Raw genomic sequence first — 17,375 nt, forward strand, 5'->3', positions numbered from 1 at the left:
CAGTCACGGCTTACGCCGTGCCAGCTCTCCCGAAGGGCGAGCTTTTTGCTTCTGACGGAAAGGGATTCCTTCTGATGAGAAGTGATATTTTACTGCACCAGCTCATAAAGCTCCCCCATCGGGGGAGCTGCCGAACGAAGTGAGGCTGAGAGGGTTTGCTTAGCCCTGGATCGGTGCCAGGCTGTCCTGCTTGCCGCCGTAGATGCCCATGGGCTCCACATGGATGCCGGCAACGGTCACCAGATGGGTGCCCTTTTCCTCGTTGAAGTTGTCCAGATACGGCTGATGCTGGAAGTAGTTGGTGTCGCACTGGCCGTCCTCAACGATGGTGTTGGGGATCACATAGTCATCGTACTCCTGAATGTCCAGAGTGATGCCCTTGGCAGCCAGAATGTCCTTGCAGACCTCCAGCACCTCGCAGTGGGGAGCCGGGGTAGCAGCGCAGCTGACGGTCTCGCCGTTCAGTGCATCGTAGTCGATGGAAGAGTCGTAGCCGTCGGTAGGGTTCTCCACAACAGAGACCACAGCACCCTTGTAGTTTTCATCCATGAAATCCTTGACCTGCTGGCTCTGCAGAGCAGCCACCAGAGCCTTGATCTTGGGCTCGTTCTCGTTGCCCTCCTTGCAGACCAGCACGTTGACGTAATCAGAAGAGCCGTCCTCCATTGCCAGAGCGTCGGTCATGGGGTCCAGACCAGCAGGAATTGCGTAGTTGGAGTTGATAACGGCGTAGTCCTCATCCTGCAGGACGTTGGGCACCTGAGCGGCCTCCACCTCATCGACGGTAACATTCAGGGGGTTCTCCTCGATGTCGTTCTTGGTAGCGGTCAGGCCGGCGTCTGCCTTCAGCTTAAAGAAGCCGTTCTTCTCCAGCAGGGTCAGAGCACGTGCCTCGTTGGTGGTATCGTTGGGCACAGCCACCTTCACCTTATCCAGCTTTGCTGCAGTGGAAGCAGCTGCAGAAGAAGCAGTGCCGGAAGCAGCGGAAGATGCGGTGGAAGAAGAGCCGCCGCATGCGGTCAGGGCAGCTGCAGCAGCTGCGACGCCAGAAACCTTCAGAAAATCACGACGAGTAATCATAGTTTTGTTCCCTCTCTATTGCTTAATAAAATGTACTGCGGCCCGCACGGCACAGTTCCGCACGCGGCCTGTGAACGCAAGCATGAAAAAAGCTCCCGTCCTTGACTTTGCGCCATAACGCTCAGCAAGGACGGGAGCATAACATACTTCCGTGGTACCACCTTGGTTCACCGTACCCTCACGGGCACAGCCTCGATGCTGCGGCAGCCATGCTGCTTACAGCCGGACGCTGTAACGGGCGCTCCCGTTGCAGACTTAGCACTCATGCGCCTCGCCCACACGGCTCCGAGACCATTTTCAGCTTCCTGTTTCCCGCCCTTTTCCATCGCCCGGGCTTTCTGGTAAGGATCAATGCGAAGGCCTACTCTTCTCTTCACAGCCATTTTTGTGATATTGCATTTATAATAACCCCATCTGCCGGATTTGTCAACAGGCAAAACGAAGTTTTTCGGTAGGGAATTGCGATTTTTTATCTTGTGCGCCAGCCGTGGACATGGTAGAATAAGACAGCATTATTTATAAAGGAGGTGCGGCAATGAACAGCCGCGAGGTTTTCCCGGACGAGGAGCTGCGCCGCCGCATCATGGATTTTATCATGGCGGCGGGGCAGACACTGCTGGAAAACGGTGCCGAGGTGTTCCGGGTGGAGCAGACCATGGAGATCATGGCCCGGTCGTTCCATCTGCGGGAGTTCCACGTTTATGTGCTGACCAACGGCATCTTTGCCAGTGCGGGCACCGCCGAGATCAGCGAGGTGCGCAATGTGCCCAGCCGCACCACCCATCTGAGCCGGGTGGCGGCAGTGAACGCCCTCTCCCGCGAGATCGCCGAGGGGAATATGACTCTGGACGAGGCCGAGAGCCGCCTTGTGCTGGCACGGCGCATTCCCTTCCCCAAGGACTGGGTGCAGCTGGTCTCCGGCATGTGCGGCGCGTTCTGCTTTGCGCTGATCTTCGGCGGCACGCTGCGCAGCGCATTGGCGGCGGCACTGGCAGGCTTTCTTGCCAACGGGTATCTGCTGCTGTGCGGCCGGCACGACCTGCCCGGCGGCTTTTGCAAGATCAGCTGTGCGGCGCTCATCACGCTGACGTGCATTCTGGGCTGCAGCCTGCTGGGCACCTCTGCCAGCCACGCTATCATTGGTTCACTGATGATCCTGACGCCGGGCATCGCGTTCACCATGGGCATCCGGGATTTCGTGCAAGGCGACTACCTTTCCGGCACCATCCGTATGATCGATGCACTGCTCATTGCGGCCAGCATTGCCATTGGCACCGGCCTTGTGCTGAGCCTTTATACATTCTTTACGGGGGTGGTGGTCGCATGATGCTCACCAGTACACAGATCGGAGAGCTGGCGGCGCAGTTCTTCATTGCAGGGGTCGGCACCCTGTGCTTTGCCGTCCTGTTTGCGTGCCCCCGCAAAAGCCTGTTCTTCTGCGGGCTGGTGGGTGCCGTGGGCTGGTTCGTCTACGAGCTGGCCGTAATGCTGGGGGCAGACAGTGCTGCAGCCTCCCTGCTGGCGGTGATCCCCCTTACCCTGCTCACCCGGGTGTTCGCCATCACCCTCAAAATGCCGGTGACAGTGTTCCTGCTGTCCGGCATCTTCCCACTGGTGCCCGGCGCGGGCATCTACTACACCGCCTACTATTTTATACAGGGCAACAATGCGCTGGCCCTTTCCAACGGCATCAGCACCTTTAAGGTAGCCGTTGCGCTGGCCATCGGCATCAGTCTGGTGCTCAGCGTGCCCATTCCAAAGCGGCATCGGAACAAAGTGTGATGTTTACGGATACAGCATATCTGCTACAAAATAAAAACGCATCGGCATCCTGCAAAAAAAAAGCAGAAACCCGGAACCCTTCTGAGCCATTCAGGCCCCGAAAAGGTTCCGGGTTTTGTGCATGATCGATTCAGGGAGCTGTTTTACGGCAGCTCTCTTTTTCATACTGCTTTATGAGCGATTCAGTTCTTCGCCTCAACGTAAACGGTTGCAACGCCGTCCTTAATGACGCCCTGAGAATAACCAAAGAACTTCTCGTCAGCCTTCAGAATCCTATAAGCGCAGTTCTCAGAAGGCAGACTATCCAGCTGCTCCTGAGTGAGGGCCGTTGCATTCTCATCAACCTCCAGCTCATAGAACTTAAAGTCTGTGCTGATGACCTCGCTGGTGCCAGTAGTATACTTAATCGTAACCTTCTTCATAGGCTTTGCAGCTGCCTTCTTGTGCATCTTAATGACGACAACGCCATCGGCGGGGATCTTCTTGTCCTCAGTGCTTTCGAACTCATAGTCTTTCAGATCGGCAGGCACATTATCCTGAATAGTCTTAAAAGACACGGTCTCAGCCAGAGCAGGAACCGAATAGGGCACTTCCTTGACGATGCTTGCGCCCTTGGTCACCATGTACTTCAGCGTGATCGGACGCTTTTTGCCCGTATCGGGCGTGCTCTGATCGGAGCAGCCAGCCAGAACACCGGCAGCCGCCACAGCCAGAGCAGCCACGCCTGCGCCCTTGAGGAACTTACGACGAGAAATGTTAGACATAAGAATCAACCTCACAATCTTTTCTGCATGCCCCGATCACTTTTTGTGGAGCCTGCTTTTCCTATATAATACCCCCCCCCCGGTAATAGTTTGTCAAGTGGTTTTTGGCATCTTTGGCCGCCGGATGCAGAAAAAGGGCGGCAGTCCTGTGACTACCGCCCTTTTGTGCATTTTGATTTTTCTTATTTTATTAGAGGGACAGAATGACCTGAGCGACCGGAGTCTTGCCCGTCCAGTCGATTTCAATTTCCTTCGGTGCCTCCTCAGCGCTGCAGCCCGAGTTCGTGCACACAGAACCCAGATTCTTCAGCTGCTCTTTCTTGATGGTTTTCTGACCCTTCACAACGCTGATGGTCTCGTCATACTCACCTTCCTTGCCGATCGTGATATACTTCTGAAAGATATCGCTCCATTTGGTATACTTCACAGTAACATCCACCATTTCCGGAGCGCTGGAACCACAGCCAGCCAGCATACCGGCAGCAGCCACAGCCAGAGCAGCCACGCCTGCGCCCTTGATGAAATTGCGGCGAGAAATCTTAGACATCGTTTTATCCTCCTGATTTTCCTGCTATTTGTACTTTTCCATAGCGAAACAGACTAACCAAGAATGTCGTGGTTAGTTCGCTTTAACAAACAGCAAGATACCATACCATTTTCCGATTGTCAAGATTTTCACAGCAAGTTAATCCACCACAACTTTTCAAGCGCATCTGTGTTATTTTTATTCATCCTCAGCATGTCCCGTTTTCATCTTCTGTCTGCTCATGTTCCCCTCTTGCCGCATGCATCAGGCCTGCCGTCACAAAGCCCACATTGATCCCCACCAAAAAAAGCACAAGTCCAACCACCAGTTTCATGGTTTCTTCCTCCTTCTTTGTTTTTCACAGTTTACCATGTTCCCTTTGTCAGCTGGGGTCAAAGCCTGTCGTGCGCCGCAAATTTTTCTGCCCGGGCGCACTGTTTTTCCGCTGCAGTGTTGCACAGCCCTGCCGCATCTGCTATACTGCTGTCAGTATGCCACGATTTTATGAGTTTTTCAACGAAACGAGGTAATTTTATGTCTGTCATGGAACTTCTTGCTTCCCGCCGCACCTACCGCCGCTTTGAGCAGAAAGCGGTGCCGCAGGACGTGGTGGAGGATATCATCGAGGCCCTCCGGCTTTCCTCCTGCGGGGCCAACCGTCAGGCCGTGCGTCTGGTGGTGGTGAACAGGCCCGAGGACGTGGCCAAGGTGCAGCCGCTGGTCAAGTGGGCCGCCTATCTGCCGCCGGAGCAGGGCACGCCCAAGGCGGACGAGCTGCCCACTCTGTACGTGGCAGTGGTGCAGGACGCCTCCATCCCCGGCGACCTTGCCACCGATACCGGCATCGCGCTTGCCAACATGACCCTTGCCGCATGGGCCAAGGGCGTGGGCAGCTGCATCATGGGTGCCATCAACAAGCCCGCGCTCACCCAACTGCTGGGCATTGAAGAGCCGCAGAAGCTGGCGTTCATGGTGGCCTTTGGCTACCCGGCCCACAAGGCCGGCATCGTGCCGCTGACCGAACAGACCGGCGTGAAGTATTATCTGGACGAAAACCGGGATTACTGCGTGCCCAAGCGGAGCAGGGAAGAGATCGCAAGGTATCTGTAACGGGAAACGGCCTCGTCCAGACTCCTTCCGTCGCACTTCGTGCGCCAGCTCCCGCAGCGAGGGAGGTGGCACGGCATCCGCCGTGGCGGAAGGAGTTTTTGTATATATGCAGTTTTTCTTTCTCCGCAATGCATAATTGTTATCAATTCGGTTTCAAATCGTCAGATTTTTTGCACAAGTATTGACTTTTCAATTTGTACAATCTATACTAAATCCGTTCACCGGTTGTTCGATGAATCGCATCGTTCCGGTGGGCCGGAAACTATACAGTACATTTGAGGAGTGTTTGAATATGAAAAAGATCTCTCGTCGCAGCTTTCTGGCTGCTGCCGGTCTGTCCGTTGCTGCTCTGGCTCTGACCGCCTGCGGCGGTTCCGCTTCCAGCGTGGCTTCCTCCGTGGCAAGCTCTGCTTCTTCCGCAGCTGCTTCCACCAGCGCTGCCGCTGGCGAGCTGACCACCGTTGAGGCCGGCAAGCTGACCATGGCCACCAATGCAGCCTTCCCTCCGTACGAAATGACCACCGATGCAGGCGATTTTGAGGGTATCGACATCGAGACTGCTCAGGCCATCGCTGATAAGCTGGGTCTGGAGCTGCAGATCGATGATATGGACTTTGACGCCGCTCTGCTGAGCGTGCAGCAGGGTAAGGCCGACATCGTTATGGCCGGCGTCACCGTTACCGACGAGCGCAAGGCTGTGATGGACTTCTCCGACAGCTACGCTACCGGCATCCAGTCCATCATCGTTCCCGAGGGCTCCGACATTGCTTCCCCGGATGATCTGGCAGGCAAGAAGATCGGCACCCAGCGCGGCACCACTGGCTACATCTACTGCTCCGATGACTTCGGCGACGACAGTGTTGTGGCTTACGACGACGGTCTGACCGCTGTGCAGGCTCTGAACAACGGTCAGGTGGATGCCGTTGTCATCGACAACGCTCCCGCCCAGGAGTTCATTGCTGCCAACCCCGGCCTGAAGATCCTGGATACCAGCTACGCCGAGGAAGACTACGCCATCGGCATGGCAAAGAACTCTCCGCTGGAGGACGCTGTCAACTCCGTTCTGGAAGAGCTGAAGGCTGACGGCACCCTGCAGGCCATCGTGGACAAGTACATCACCGCTGAATAATCCGGCGGCTGACATCTGAGCCACGGGGAGGCAGCCCCCCAACTGGGGCACCTCCCCTTTTTTGGAAATAAGTGGTTACAAAAGATTAACAAAATCAGAACAGGAAAGTGAGGATGCGAATGGCTGCACAGTACGAACTGCTCAAAGAGCTGCTCAACAGCGGCACTACGCTCAACTTCGAGCAGGAATTCTTTTTCAAGTTTTATCAGGCGTTCATCCTGAAAGACCGCTGGCTCCAGTACATCAACGGCGTGGGCACCACCCTGCTGGTCACTGCCATTGCGCTGGCACTGGGCATCGTGCTGGGCAGCGTGGTGGCACTGGTGCGTGTGGCACACGACCAGCAGCGTCCCGGCCGCAGAAACCCGGTGCTGGGCTTCTTCAATGCGGTGTGTCAGGTGTACACCACCATCATCCGCGGCACGCCCATGATGGTGCAGCTGCTCATCATGAGCATGGTCATCTTTGCCAACAGCCGCAACTTTACCATGGTGGGTGCGCTGGCACTGGGCATCAACTCGGGTGCCTATGTTTCGGAGATCATCCGCGGCGGCCTGATGGCCGTTGACCCCGGCCAGATGGAGGCCGGACGCAGCCTTGGCCTGAACTACATGACCACCATGGTGGTCATCATCATCCCGCAGGCCATCCGTGCGGTGCTGCCCGCACTGGGCAACGAGTTCATCGTCCTGTTGAAGGATACCTCCCTGATCACGGTCATCGGCGGCAAGGAGCTGCTGTACGCCGCACAGGGCATCATGAACCGCACCTACGAGGCCATGTTCCCGCTGCTGGGCGTTGCACTGATCTACCTTGTGCTGGTCATGCTGTTCACCCGTCTGCTGGCAAAGTTTGAGAGGAGGCTTGCTCAAAGTGACCGATAAGATTCTGGAAGTCCGCGGCCTGACAAAGACCTACGGCGGCGAAAAAAAGCAGGGCGCAAAGCAGCCCACCCCCACTCTGGACGTGCTGAAGGGCATTGACATCGATATCTACCGCGGCGACGTGGTCTGCCTGATCGGCCCCTCCGGCTGCGGCAAATCCACCTTTCTGCGCTGCCTGAACCGGTTGGAGATCCCCTCCTCCGGCAGCATCAAATTTGAGGGCACCGAGGTGGATGAAGCCCACATCGACGCTGTGCGCCAGAAGATGGGCATGGTGTTCCAGCACTTCAACCTCTTCCCCCACCTGACCGTGAAGAAGAACCTTGAGCTGGCCCCCACCCTGCTCAAGCTCAAGGATAAGCAGGCCATTTCCGACAAGGCCGATGAGCTGCTGGCCCGCGTGGGCCTGTCCGACAAGGCCGACGCCTACCCCAAGAGCCTTTCCGGCGGCCAGCAGCAGCGCATTGCCATTGCCCGTGCCCTTGCCATGGACCCGGACGTGATCCTGTTCGACGAGCCCACCAGCGCCCTCGACCCCGAAATGGTGGGCGAGGTTCTGGAACTGATGAAGGAGCTGGCCCACACCGGCATCACCATGCTGGTGGTCACCCATGAAATGGGCTTTGCCCGCGAGGTGTCCAACCGCGTCATCTTCATCGACGACGGCAAGATCCAGGAGGACGAGCCGCCGCAGGAACTGTTCACCAACCCGAAGCATCCCAGACTGAAAGCGTTCCTTTCCAAGATGCTGTAATATTTTTCCACCACATAGCAAAAACCTCCGCCGTGCAAAACACAGCGGAGGTTTTTTGTTATTCTTATAATGCAGGCCATCAGATAGCTTTCCACGCAAACGCAACGGGCCATTCCATCGCCTGCCCTATTGCCTGCGGCAACAGGGTCCCACCCCAGCGGATCATTTGCTTAGGAAACTATCTGCCGTCCTGCTGATAAAGTTACAGATTATTTTCTCCGTTATCGCTGCCGTCCTGCTCACTGGTATAAAGCACCATCAGATGGTTTGCACTCTCTTCCAGCTGGGTCTTGGCCTGACGCAGGGCGGCTTCCTCGTTTTCATTCATCTTTTCGGGCTTATCCTTGCGCAGGCAGCGGCGGAGGTTGGCGAGATCCGTTTTGACGCGGTTCTTCTCGTCCTTGTCCAGCTCCTTTTTGCATTTGGAAAGAGCCTCGTCCACCTTGTAGGCCAGCACCTCGGCCTGATTGTGCAGGTCCAGCCGCTCCTTGCGGCGGCTGTCCTCGGCCTCGTAGGCGGCAGCGTCCGCCATGGCGCGCTGGATCTCGTTCTCAGAAAGGTTCGTGCTGCCGGTGATGGTGATGTTCTGCTCCCGGCCGGTGCCAAGGTCCTTGGCAGATACCTTCACCACGCCGTTCACGTCGATATCAAAGGTAACTTCGATCTGCGGCTTGGAAGAAAAGCTTGCCCGGATGCCGGTGAGCTTGAATTTGCCCAGACTCTTGTTGTCGCGGGCAAAATGGCGCTCGCCCTGCAGCACGTTGATCTCCACGCTGGTCTGCATGGGCCGTGCGGTGGTGAAGATCTGGCTCTTGCGGGTGGGAATCATGCTGTTGCGGGTAATCAGAGGGGTTGCTACGCCGCCCAGCGTCTCAATGGAGAGGGTCAGCGGGGTCACATCCATCAGCACAAGGCCCTGCGCGGCTGCGCCGGTGGCACCGGCCAGCTTGCCGCCGCCCTGCAGCAGACCGCCCTGCACGGCAGCGCCCATGGCAACGCACTCGTCGGGGTTCAGGTTGTGACTGGGTTCGCAGCCCAGCAGCTCCTTCACCTGACGCTCCACCGCAGGCATCCGGGTGCTGCCGCCCACCAGCAGCACCTTACCCAGCTGGCTGGCGGAAATGCCTGCGTCCCGCAGGGCATTCTGCACGGGAGCCACTGTGCGGGCCAGCAGGTCGCCGGTCATCATCTCAAACTGCGGGCGGGACAGCGAAAGGTCCAGATGGTGCGGACCGTCCTTGCCCACCGCAATGAACGGCAGGTTCAGCTGTGCGGACGGCGCGGCGGAAAGCTCCTTCTTGGCCTTTTCAGCCTCTTCCTTCAGGCGGCCCATGGCAGCGGGGTCGCGGCTGAGGTCGATGCGGTCAGACTTCTTGAACTCTGCCACGGCATACTCCACGATGCGCTGGTCGAAGTCGTCGCCGCCCAGATGGGTGTCGCCGCCGGTGGCAAGCACCGTAAAAGTCCCGTCCTCGATCTCGATGATGGACACATCAAAGGTGCCGCCGCCCAGATCATAGACAAGGATCTTCTGCGCCGCTTCGTTATCCAGACCGTAGGCCACAGCAGCGGCAGTAGGCTCGTTGATGATGCGCAGCACGTTCAGGCCCGCGATGCGGCCCGCGTCCTGCGTGGCCTTGCGCTGGCTGTCGTCAAAGTAGGCGGGCACCGTGATGACCGCCTCGGTCACCGGCTCACCCAGATAGCTCTCAGCATCGCGGCGGATCTTGGCTAAGATCATGGCGCTGATCTCCTGCGGGGTCAGGTCCTTGCCGTCGATATGCACCCGGTAATCGGAGCCCATGTGGCGCTTGATGCTGGAAATGGTGCGCCCGGAGTTCGTGGCGATCTGGCGCTTGGCTGCGCCGCCCACCAGACGCTCCCCATCTTTGGTAAAGGCCACAACGCTGGGGGTGGTGCGCTCGCCCTCCGCATTGGTGATGACCACGGGCTTGCCGCCCTCCACCACTGCCACACAGGAATTGGTCGTACCCAGATCAATGCCGATCACTTTGCTCATATCGTCTGTTTCCTCTCCGGTGCCGTTTCTGCACAGAATTTTTATCATTTTCTGATTATTGTAGCGTATCTGTATGACGCTTTTTTAGTCCAATTGTAAAGAATCCATGTCATAGGCTGCAGGCTGTGCAGGCGGCTCAGCGGTCAGCTCCCGGATGAGCTGTTCCGCCTCGGCCAGCCACTGGGCCGCGTCCGGCTCCTGTTCCCGGTCCAGAAGGGCAAAACCCTGCCTTGCTTCTGCCGCAAGCGCCAGCGCCTTTTTGCGGCTGGTGTAGCGGGTCTCGGTCTGGGCCATGCGCAGGCACACCTGCGGGGTGTACTCGATATCCGGCATGTGGGCAGCGGCTTCCCGCGCTTTCCGGTACCAGATCAGCGCTCTGCCCGTCTCACCCCGGGCGGCGCAGTCATCGCCCAAAGCGATCATGGAGAGCACCTCGCCACTCTCTGCGGCTTCCTTCCACATGCGGCGGGCCTGTGTGCGGCCGGGCCGGGTGCCGCGGCCCTTATAGATGCAGTCTGCCAGCCGGGAAAGTCCCATGGCGCTGCCAAGCTCGGCGGCTTTTTCAAAGCATTCCACCGCCTGTTCCCAGCAGCCCTTGCGGGCGGCTTCCTTTCCGGCGTCCGCCTCCTCGTCTCCGGGTTCCTCGGGGGTGTGACCCGCGTGCAGCAGACCGTTGAGCAGTGCCCCATCCAGCGTAGCCGAGTGGCTCCACGGGTCCAGCACCACGCCATCGATGCCCGGGGTGCTGAGGGCCAGCTCCATAGCATCCTGCAGCGTGTAGTCCGCCATAGGCCGGGCGGCGGTGCTGCGGTCGCCGCAGGCCGCAGCGCCGGAGGTGAACAGCGGCAGCCATGTGCGGCCCTTGTCATTGCGCAGGGTCCACAGCTGCAGGCCCTTTGCCTTTTCGGCCGGGACCGGGTGCTCCGTCCATGGAGCGGGCATGTTGTGCACGGTCAGAGCCGTCTGCAGCGGCACCAGAACATGGGTCTCCATTTCCAGCGCATAGTTCAGTGCGCCCATCAGCGTCCAGAACGCTTCCTCGTTCTGGCCCTTGTAAAGATTTTCCACTGCCTGCTCAAAGGCCGGGCAGCCGGTCCCCGCCGGGCTGTAGGTCGGGGCGGTCTGCCGACGCTTGTGGGTGCCCACCGGGCGCAGCCGGATGCCGCCATCTGCTCTTCTTGCCATCTGCTCACCATTCTTCCAGTTTCTGTAATCTATTTCAGTATAACAGGTTTTGCGCAATTTCTCAATCAACAGTTGAAACCCTCTCAGTCAAACCCTACGGGTTTGCCAGCTCTCCCGAAGGGCGAGCTTTTATGCATCTGACGGTCAAGCACCAGAAAACTCCCCCTTGGCGGCCGAACGCGAGACTAAGAGGGTTATTTTCCTATGGCATTTTGCCTTTTTCTGCGCTATAATAAGATGGTTTTATTTAATAATGTACAGAAAGAAGGAGAACCGCCTTGAACAAGATGCTGAGCTACCTGAAGGGCTACAGGCGCGTGGCTGCGCTTGCTCCCCTTTTCAAGATGCTGGAAGCTACGTTCGACCTGTTCGTGCCGCTGGTGATGGCGGACATCGTGAACGTCGGCATTGCCGCCCACGATTTTCACTATATCCTTGTGCGGTGCGGACTTTTGCTGTTGCTGGCTTTCATCGGCCTTGTCTGCAGCCTGACGGCGCAGTATTTTTCCGCAAAGGCGGCGGTGGGCTATTCCACAGCCCTGCGCCATGCCCTGTTTGCGCATATCCAGACCCTGAGCTTTACCGAGATGGACACGCTGGGCACCAGTACCCTCATCACCCGCATGACCAGCGACATGAATCAGGTGCAGAACGGCCTGAACCTGTTTTTGCGCCTGTTCCTGCGCAGCCCGTTCGTGGTCATCGGTGCCATGGTCATGGCCTTTACGGTCAACGCCCGGGCCGCGCTGATCTTTGTTGTCACCATCCCGCTGCTGAGCGTGGTGGTGTTCAGCATCATGGCAGCCACGCGGCCCCTGTATAAAACGGTGCAGAACCGTCTGGACCGCGTGCTGGGCCTGACCCGCGAGAACCTGACCGGTGTGCGTGTCGTGCGCGCCTTTGATAAGGAAGCCAGCGAGGTGGAGCGCTTTGAGAACGCCAACGACCTGCTGACCCGGATGCAGCTGCATGTGGGCCACATTTCTGCCCTGATGAACCCGCTGACCTATGTGCTCATCAACATTGCCATCGTGGTGCTGCTGTACGTGGGCAGCATTGAGATCAATGTGGGCGGCATGGCCTCCGGCGACGTCATTGCTCTGGTAAACTATATGAACCAGATCCTGGTGGAGCTGGTCAAGCTGGCCAACCTCATCGTGCAGGTGAGCAAGGGCCTTGCCTGCGCAGGCCGCGTGCAGGCTGTACTGGACACGCAGCCCGGCATGGCCTTCCCGGAAAAGCTTCTGGGCGAGGTGCCTGCCGCAAAAACCGGCGATGCCGTTCGCTTTGACCACGTAAGCCTGACCTACGCGGGCGCAGGCGCACCCAGCCTTTCCGACATCAGCTTTACCGCAAAGCAGGGCCAGACCATCGGCGTCATCGGCGGCACCGGCAGCGGCAAATCCAGTCTGGTAAACCTTATCCCCCGCTTCTACGATGCCACCGAGGGCAGGGTGGAGATCATGGGCCGCGACGTCCGCAGCTACCCCCGCGAAGCACTGCGCGGCAAGGTGGCCGTGGTGATGCAGAAGGCCCAGCTGTTCGGCGGCACCATCCGCTCCAACCTGCTGTGGGGCCGCAAAAATGCCTCGGATGAAGAGCTGTGGCAGGCTCTTGAGACCGCACAGGCGGCAGAATTTGTCCGGGCGAAGCCCCTTGGGCTGGACGAGCCTGTGGAGCAGGGCGGCCGCAACCTGTCCGGCGGCCAGAAGCAGCGCCTGACCATTGCCCGCGCCCTTGTGGGCAGGCCGGACATCCTCATTCTGGACGACAGCTCCAGCGCACTGGACTACGCCACCGACGCCGCCCTGCGCAAGGCACTGGCGGCTCTGCCCGGCAGCCTGACCGTGTTCATCGTGAGCCAGCGTGCCGCCAGCCTGCAGCACGCGGATCAGATTCTGGTGCTGGACGACGGCCATCTGGTGGGCATCGGCACCCACGACCAGCTGCGCCAGACCTGCCCCGTCTACGAGGAGATCTACGAGAGCCAGTTCAAGAAAGGGGATGCGCAGAAATGAGTGCAAAAGCAAAAAACAGGCTGACCCCGCAGCAGCGCAAGGCCACCCTGACCCGTGTTCTGGGCAAGATCAGACCTTATTCCCTGTTTGTAGTGTGCAGCCTTGTGGTGGCTGCCGTGAGCGTGGGCGCACAGCTGTATATTCCCATCCTGTGCGGCAGCGCCATCGATCTGATGCTGGGCAAAGGCACCGTGGATTTTGGCGGTGTGATGCGCATTATGATTGAAGTGCTGGTGGTAGCCGCAGCGGCTGCGCTGGCCCAGTGGCTGCTGAGCGTGTGCAACAACCGCATCACCTTTCTTGTCAGCCGCGACCTGCGCAACGAAGCCCTGCGCAAGATCCAGACCCTGCCGCTGTCCTATCTGGACAGCCACCCCTCCGGCGACATCGTGAGCCGCATGGTGGCAGATGTGGACACCTTTGCGGACGGCCTGCTGGTGGGCTTCACCCAGCTGTTCAGCGGCATTTTGACCATTCTGGGCACATTGCTCTTCATGCTCAGCGAGAACGTGCCCATCACGCTGGTGGTGGTGTGCATCACCCCGCTCAGCCTTGTGGTGGCAAGCTTCCTTGCCAAGCGCAGCTATGGTTACTTCCAGAGCCAGAGCACCGTACGCGGCGAGCAGACCGCGCTGGTCAACGAGATGATCGAGGGCCAGAAGGTGGTGCAGGCCTTCGGCCACGAGACCGAGAGCCTTGCCGCCTTTGATGAGGTGAACAGCCGTCTGCAGGATGTGAGCCTGAAGGCCATCTTCTTTTCCAGTCTGACCAACCCCGCCACCCGCTTTGTGAACAACATCGTGTACGCAGGCGTGGGCCTTGTGGGTGCCGTGTACGCAGTGCGGGGCGGCATCACCATCGGCCAGCTGAGCGTGTTTTTGAGCTACGCCAACCAGTACACCAAGCCCTTCAACGAGATCTCCGGCGTGGTAACGGAGCTGCAGAACGCTCTGGCCTGTGCGGCCCGCGTGTTCGACCTGCTGGACGCCGACGATCAGGTGCCGGAAGCCGCGAACGCCCCCGTACTGCAGCCGGACGGTCATGTGCAGCTGGAAAGCGTCTCCTTCCGCTACCTGCCCGACCGCCCGCTGATCGAGGGGCTGAGCCTCGACGTGAAGCCCGGTCAGCGCATCGCCATCGTGGGCCCTACGGGCTGCGGCAAGACCACCCTCATCAACCTGCTCATGCGGTTCTATGACGTGAACGGCGGCAGCATCAAAGTATCCGGCACTGACATTCGGGATGTGACCCGCGCTTCCCTGCGCGGCAGCTACGGCATGGTGCTGCAGGACACCTGGCTGCGGGCCGGTACCGTGCGGGAGAACATCGCCTACGGCAAGCCGGACGCCACGCTGGAAGAAGTGGTGGCGGCAGCCAAAGCCGCCCACGCCGACAGCTTCATCCGCCGCCTGCCCGAGGGTTACGACACCGTCATCGCCGAGGACGGCGGCAATATCAGTCAGGGCCAGAAGCAGCTGCTGTGCATCGCCCGCGTGATGCTCTGCCTGCCGCCGATGCTGATTTTGGACGAGGCCACCTCCTCCATCGATACCCGCACCGAGGTGCGCATCCAGAAAGCCTTTGCCCGCATGATGCAGGGCCGCACCAGCTTCATCGTGGCCCACCGCCTTTCCACCATCCGGGAGGCAGACCTCATCCTTGTGATGAAGGACGGCCGCATCGTGGAGCAGGGCGATCACGACCAGCTGCTGGCGGCAGACGGCTTCTACGCCAAGCTCTACAACAGCCAGTTCGAGGGCGTGGAGACCTGAGAGCCTCTGATAATAATAGCAAAAAGGAGAGATGCGTTGCATCTCTCCTTTTTGTTATTATTTGCTTTCAACTTTTTGCACGATGGGTTCAGTGGGCGGCGGAGTGAGGGTGGAATGCTCCACGATGAACTGCTCTGCCCTCTCCCGGGCCAGACGCTGGCGCACCTTGCGTGCATCGTTGGCCGGGAAGGTACGCTCGCCGTCCAGCTTCGCGTCCCAGTGGGCAGCGGCTGCTTCCACCTCGGCGTCCGAGGGGGCAAGGCCCTCTTTTTCCGCCACCAGCAACAGGCCCAGCCAGCTGCGCAGCTTGCGCTCTGCCTGCGTGTGGAGCCAGACGCGGAACTCCTCCACGGTCTGACCGCGCACCTTGAGGAACTGGTCAAAGTTGATGCCGTTGGCCTGCAGGCTCAGGTTGAACTGCCGCTGCTCGGCAAAGTAATTACCGCCCACCAGCTGTTTGGGCAGTGTGCCCGTTACCGCATCGCCCAGCTGCCACACCAGCTCCCTGCGGGCACGCTGCACCGCCTGTGCGCAGCGCTGAGCCCAGATGTCCCGGGCCACCTGCCGGCGCAGCGCAGCCTTGCCCGCAGCATCGGCTGCACGCTCCTCGTCGCCGTGGTGACGGTTGATTTCCAGTTCAATGGTCAGCTGCCGGATGGGGTGCGGCTCCACGGCCTGCACGAAACCGGTGTACTGCCCCACTTCCAGCGGCGGCAGCGCGTAGAACTGCGCCCCCGCCCGGAAGCCCTCAGCCCGGTTCACCGCCAGCAATTCAAAATCCGGGTCGGTCACCGGCACCACATGGTACTCCCGCACCAGCTGCTCATACAGCGCCGAAAAGCCGCCCAGAATGGTGCGGTTCACCGCCTCAGTCAGCAGACCGTCCTCTTCCTGCGGCGCGTCCGGCCCTGCCTGCACCTGTGCAATGGCTGCCGCCAGTTCCTCGGCACCTGCTGTGAATACCAGTCGGCAGTCGCCCGGCTCAGCCATGCCAAAATGTTCCAGTTTCATCCTCTTTTCCCCCTTTCAGCGGGCAATGCCCACGGTCAGCACCAGCAGGACCACACCCAGCACGGCATACAGCACCTCGGCTCCCAACGTGGCCCGGTCGCCTTCCACGTACATCTTCTCCGGGGCGTCGGGGTCATAGTATAAGGTGACGGTATCCCCCACCGCAAAGCTCTTGCCCCGCGCAGGCTTCGGGTAGTGCAGCCGATGGCTGCCGCCTGCGGTGGTAAAGGCCAGCACATAGGCACCACCATCCCGGCTCTGCACGGTGCCCTCCACCGTGGCCGTGACCTTCTGCCCCTGCGTGCACAGCCTGCGCCGTGCCAGCACACTGCGCAGCGCCATAAAGAACATGATGCCTGCCCCCAGCAGGAAAATGATAACATTGAACATTCTGTTTTCCCTCATTTTCTCGGCAGCCGCTTTCCCGCGCCGGGGCGCACCGGGCCGACACCGCGCCACTGCCGGTATGGCAGCAAGCGGGCCGCGCAGCGGTGTGCTGCGGTGTGCAAAAGCAGCTTCTTAGTCTGCGCATACAGGAGCACCCGCAGCGCGTCTTGTTTATTGTATCACACTTTGGCGAAAATTTCGCCCTGCAGCGGCTATTCAGAGTGCATCAATTTTGCCGCAAAAATTTGTCGAGAAAATCTGAAAATAATGCTTGACATTCTTCGTATATCTGGTATAATAACTATCGTTCCGAGCAGCACAGCTCACGAACACAACAGAATATGCGGATATGGCGGAATTGGCAGACGCGTTAGATTCAGGTTCTAATCGGGGCAACTCGGTGGAGGTTCAAGTCCTCTTATCCGCACCAAACCATGAAAATCCGAACCTTTTCTCGATAGGAGAAGGGCTCGGATTTTTTGTTTTCTTCGGAAACGAGAACAATGGCTCTTCCCTTACGGCTGTGTGTCCAAAACCTTATCAGAAGAAAGACCGTATCACGAAGGTCACAACAGTAAGAGTGCCGTAAGGCAGAAGGGACGCAAGATTATGAAGTACGATGCAAGAGCCTGTCAGTTTAACATGGGCACCGGCTGTGTGGAGCTGCTGCTCCGGGATGGGCGCAAAATTTCCATCAACTGCACCGGTGTCGAGGATGCACTGGATGTTACCATGGCGCAGAGGTCTGAACTGGACTACCTCATCTACAATGACCCGCTGGCGTATGCAGAGCTAATTTTGAACGGTGAGCCAGAGGAGTATCTGAGAAATGCGGCTGGAAGTCACGGATTAGAGGACTGAACGCAAAAACAGGGTGCGCCCTGCCGGACGCACCCTGCAAAAATCCACACACGATAAGTAAGGCAGGGAGTTCCCCGACGGGAACTTCCTGT

17 protein-coding genes and 1 tRNA gene are annotated in these 17,375 nt (G+C 58.9%); 10 read left to right on the forward strand and 8 right to left on the reverse strand.

Annotated elements, in window-relative coordinates:
- Positions 1-159 precede the first annotated feature (159 nt).
- Complete coding sequence (locus ACNSPV_RS00170) at positions 160-1,080, reverse strand: MetQ/NlpA family ABC transporter substrate-binding protein (protein ID WP_249237238.1); 921 nt, start codon at positions 1,078-1,080, stop codon at positions 160-162.
- Positions 1,081-1,615: 535 nt separating this feature from the next.
- Here ACNSPV_RS00170 and ACNSPV_RS00175 point away from each other — a divergent pair.
- Together ACNSPV_RS00175 and ACNSPV_RS00180 are read left to right on the forward strand one after the other, a co-directional pair.
- A complete protein-coding gene (locus tag ACNSPV_RS00175; RefSeq protein WP_348585023.1) occupies positions 1,616-2,407 on the forward strand; it encodes a threonine/serine exporter family protein in 792 nt (263 codons plus the stop codon).
- Positions 2,404-2,862, forward strand: coding sequence for a threonine/serine exporter family protein (locus ACNSPV_RS00180; RefSeq protein WP_348585022.1), 459 nt, complete (start codon positions 2,404-2,406; stop codon positions 2,860-2,862). The genes ACNSPV_RS00175 and ACNSPV_RS00180 overlap by 4 nt, the downstream gene beginning before the upstream one ends.
- A gap of 182 nt (positions 2,863-3,044) precedes the next feature.
- On the opposite strand, the gene ACNSPV_RS00185 is transcribed toward ACNSPV_RS00180, so the two are convergent.
- The 3 genes from ACNSPV_RS00185 to ACNSPV_RS00195 form a co-directional block, all read right to left on the reverse strand.
- Entirely contained in the window at positions 3,045-3,626 is a 582-nt protein-coding gene (locus ACNSPV_RS00185) for a twin-arginine translocation signal domain-containing protein (RefSeq protein WP_339395743.1), read from the reverse strand.
- 190 nt (positions 3,627-3,816) lie between these two features.
- A complete protein-coding gene (locus ACNSPV_RS00190) occupies positions 3,817-4,173 on the reverse strand; it encodes a twin-arginine translocation signal domain-containing protein (protein WP_339395744.1) in 357 nt (118 codons plus the stop codon).
- Positions 4,174-4,360: 187 nt separating this feature from the next.
- Positions 4,361-4,486 carry a hypothetical protein gene (locus tag ACNSPV_RS00195; RefSeq protein ID WP_348585021.1) on the reverse strand — a complete coding sequence of 42 codons (126 nt, stop codon included), beginning with the start codon at positions 4,484-4,486 and terminating at the stop codon, positions 4,361-4,363.
- Between the two features lie 200 nt (positions 4,487-4,686).
- Between ACNSPV_RS00195 and ACNSPV_RS00200 the strand changes: the two genes are divergently transcribed.
- The 4 genes from ACNSPV_RS00200 to ACNSPV_RS00215 all read left to right on the forward strand — a co-directional run bounded on the left by ACNSPV_RS00200 (position 4,687) and on the right by ACNSPV_RS00215 (position 8,029).
- Positions 4,687-5,262: a nitroreductase family protein gene (locus ACNSPV_RS00200; protein WP_348585020.1), complete on the forward strand. Its 576-nt coding sequence runs from the start codon at positions 4,687-4,689 to the stop codon at positions 5,260-5,262.
- A gap of 292 nt (positions 5,263-5,554) precedes the next feature.
- Positions 5,555-6,391, forward strand: coding sequence for an amino acid ABC transporter substrate-binding protein (locus tag ACNSPV_RS00205; protein ID WP_348585019.1), 837 nt, complete (start codon positions 5,555-5,557; stop codon positions 6,389-6,391).
- 119 nt (positions 6,392-6,510) lie between these two features.
- Positions 6,511-7,275: an amino acid ABC transporter permease gene (locus ACNSPV_RS00210; RefSeq protein ID WP_348585018.1), complete on the forward strand. Its 765-nt coding sequence runs from the start codon at positions 6,511-6,513 to the stop codon at positions 7,273-7,275.
- A complete protein-coding gene (locus tag ACNSPV_RS00215; protein WP_316543517.1) occupies positions 7,265-8,029 on the forward strand; it encodes an amino acid ABC transporter ATP-binding protein in 765 nt (254 codons plus the stop codon). The genes ACNSPV_RS00210 and ACNSPV_RS00215 overlap by 11 nt, the downstream gene beginning before the upstream one ends.
- Before the next feature lie 202 nt (positions 8,030-8,231).
- On the opposite strand, the gene dnaK is transcribed toward ACNSPV_RS00215, so the two are convergent.
- The gene (gene dnaK / locus ACNSPV_RS00220; RefSeq protein WP_348585017.1) at positions 8,232-10,049 is read right to left on the reverse strand and encodes a molecular chaperone DnaK; all 1,818 of its coding nucleotides are present in this window, start codon (positions 10,047-10,049) and stop codon (positions 8,232-8,234) included.
- Between the two features lie 84 nt (positions 10,050-10,133).
- The gene (locus ACNSPV_RS00225) at positions 10,134-11,234 is read right to left on the reverse strand and encodes an SseB family protein (protein ID WP_348585016.1); all 1,101 of its coding nucleotides are present in this window, start codon (positions 11,232-11,234) and stop codon (positions 10,134-10,136) included.
- Positions 11,235-11,512: 278 nt separating this feature from the next.
- Here ACNSPV_RS00225 and ACNSPV_RS00230 point away from each other — a divergent pair, with 278 nt between their 5' ends.
- Together ACNSPV_RS00230 and ACNSPV_RS00235 are read left to right on the forward strand one after the other, a co-directional pair.
- On the forward strand, positions 11,513-13,252 hold the full coding sequence (locus tag ACNSPV_RS00230; RefSeq protein ID WP_348585015.1) for an ABC transporter ATP-binding protein: 1,740 nt from the start codon (positions 11,513-11,515) through the stop codon (positions 13,250-13,252).
- On the forward strand, positions 13,249-15,024 hold the full coding sequence (locus ACNSPV_RS00235; RefSeq protein WP_348585014.1) for an ABC transporter ATP-binding protein: 1,776 nt from the start codon (positions 13,249-13,251) through the stop codon (positions 15,022-15,024). Before ACNSPV_RS00230 ends, ACNSPV_RS00235 begins: the two co-directional genes overlap by 4 nt.
- 57 nt (positions 15,025-15,081) lie before the next feature.
- Here ACNSPV_RS00235 and ACNSPV_RS00240 read toward each other — a convergent pair whose 3' ends face one another.
- Positions 15,082-16,035 carry an FKBP-type peptidylprolyl isomerase gene (locus ACNSPV_RS00240; RefSeq protein WP_348585013.1) on the reverse strand — a complete coding sequence of 318 codons (954 nt, stop codon included), beginning with the start codon at positions 16,033-16,035 and terminating at the stop codon, positions 15,082-15,084.
- A 15-nt stretch (positions 16,036-16,050) separates the two neighbouring features.
- A complete protein-coding gene (locus ACNSPV_RS00245; RefSeq protein ID WP_348585012.1) occupies positions 16,051-16,425 on the reverse strand; it encodes a DUF3592 domain-containing protein in 375 nt (124 codons plus the stop codon).
- A 340-nt stretch (positions 16,426-16,765) separates the two neighbouring features.
- Here ACNSPV_RS00245 and ACNSPV_RS00250 point away from each other — a divergent pair.
- Positions 16,766-16,852: transfer RNA gene (locus ACNSPV_RS00250), tRNA-Leu, on the forward strand.
- Positions 16,853-17,031: 179 nt separating this feature from the next.
- On the forward strand, positions 17,032-17,283 hold the full coding sequence (locus ACNSPV_RS00255) for a DUF6061 family protein (protein ID WP_005922694.1): 252 nt from the start codon (positions 17,032-17,034) through the stop codon (positions 17,281-17,283).
- Positions 17,284-17,375 lie beyond the last annotated feature (92 nt).

The organism is Faecalibacterium sp. 3, from assembly GCF_048323735.1.
In the GTDB taxonomy this organism is placed as follows: Bacteria; Bacillota; Clostridia; order Oscillospirales; family Ruminococcaceae; genus Faecalibacterium; species Faecalibacterium wellingii.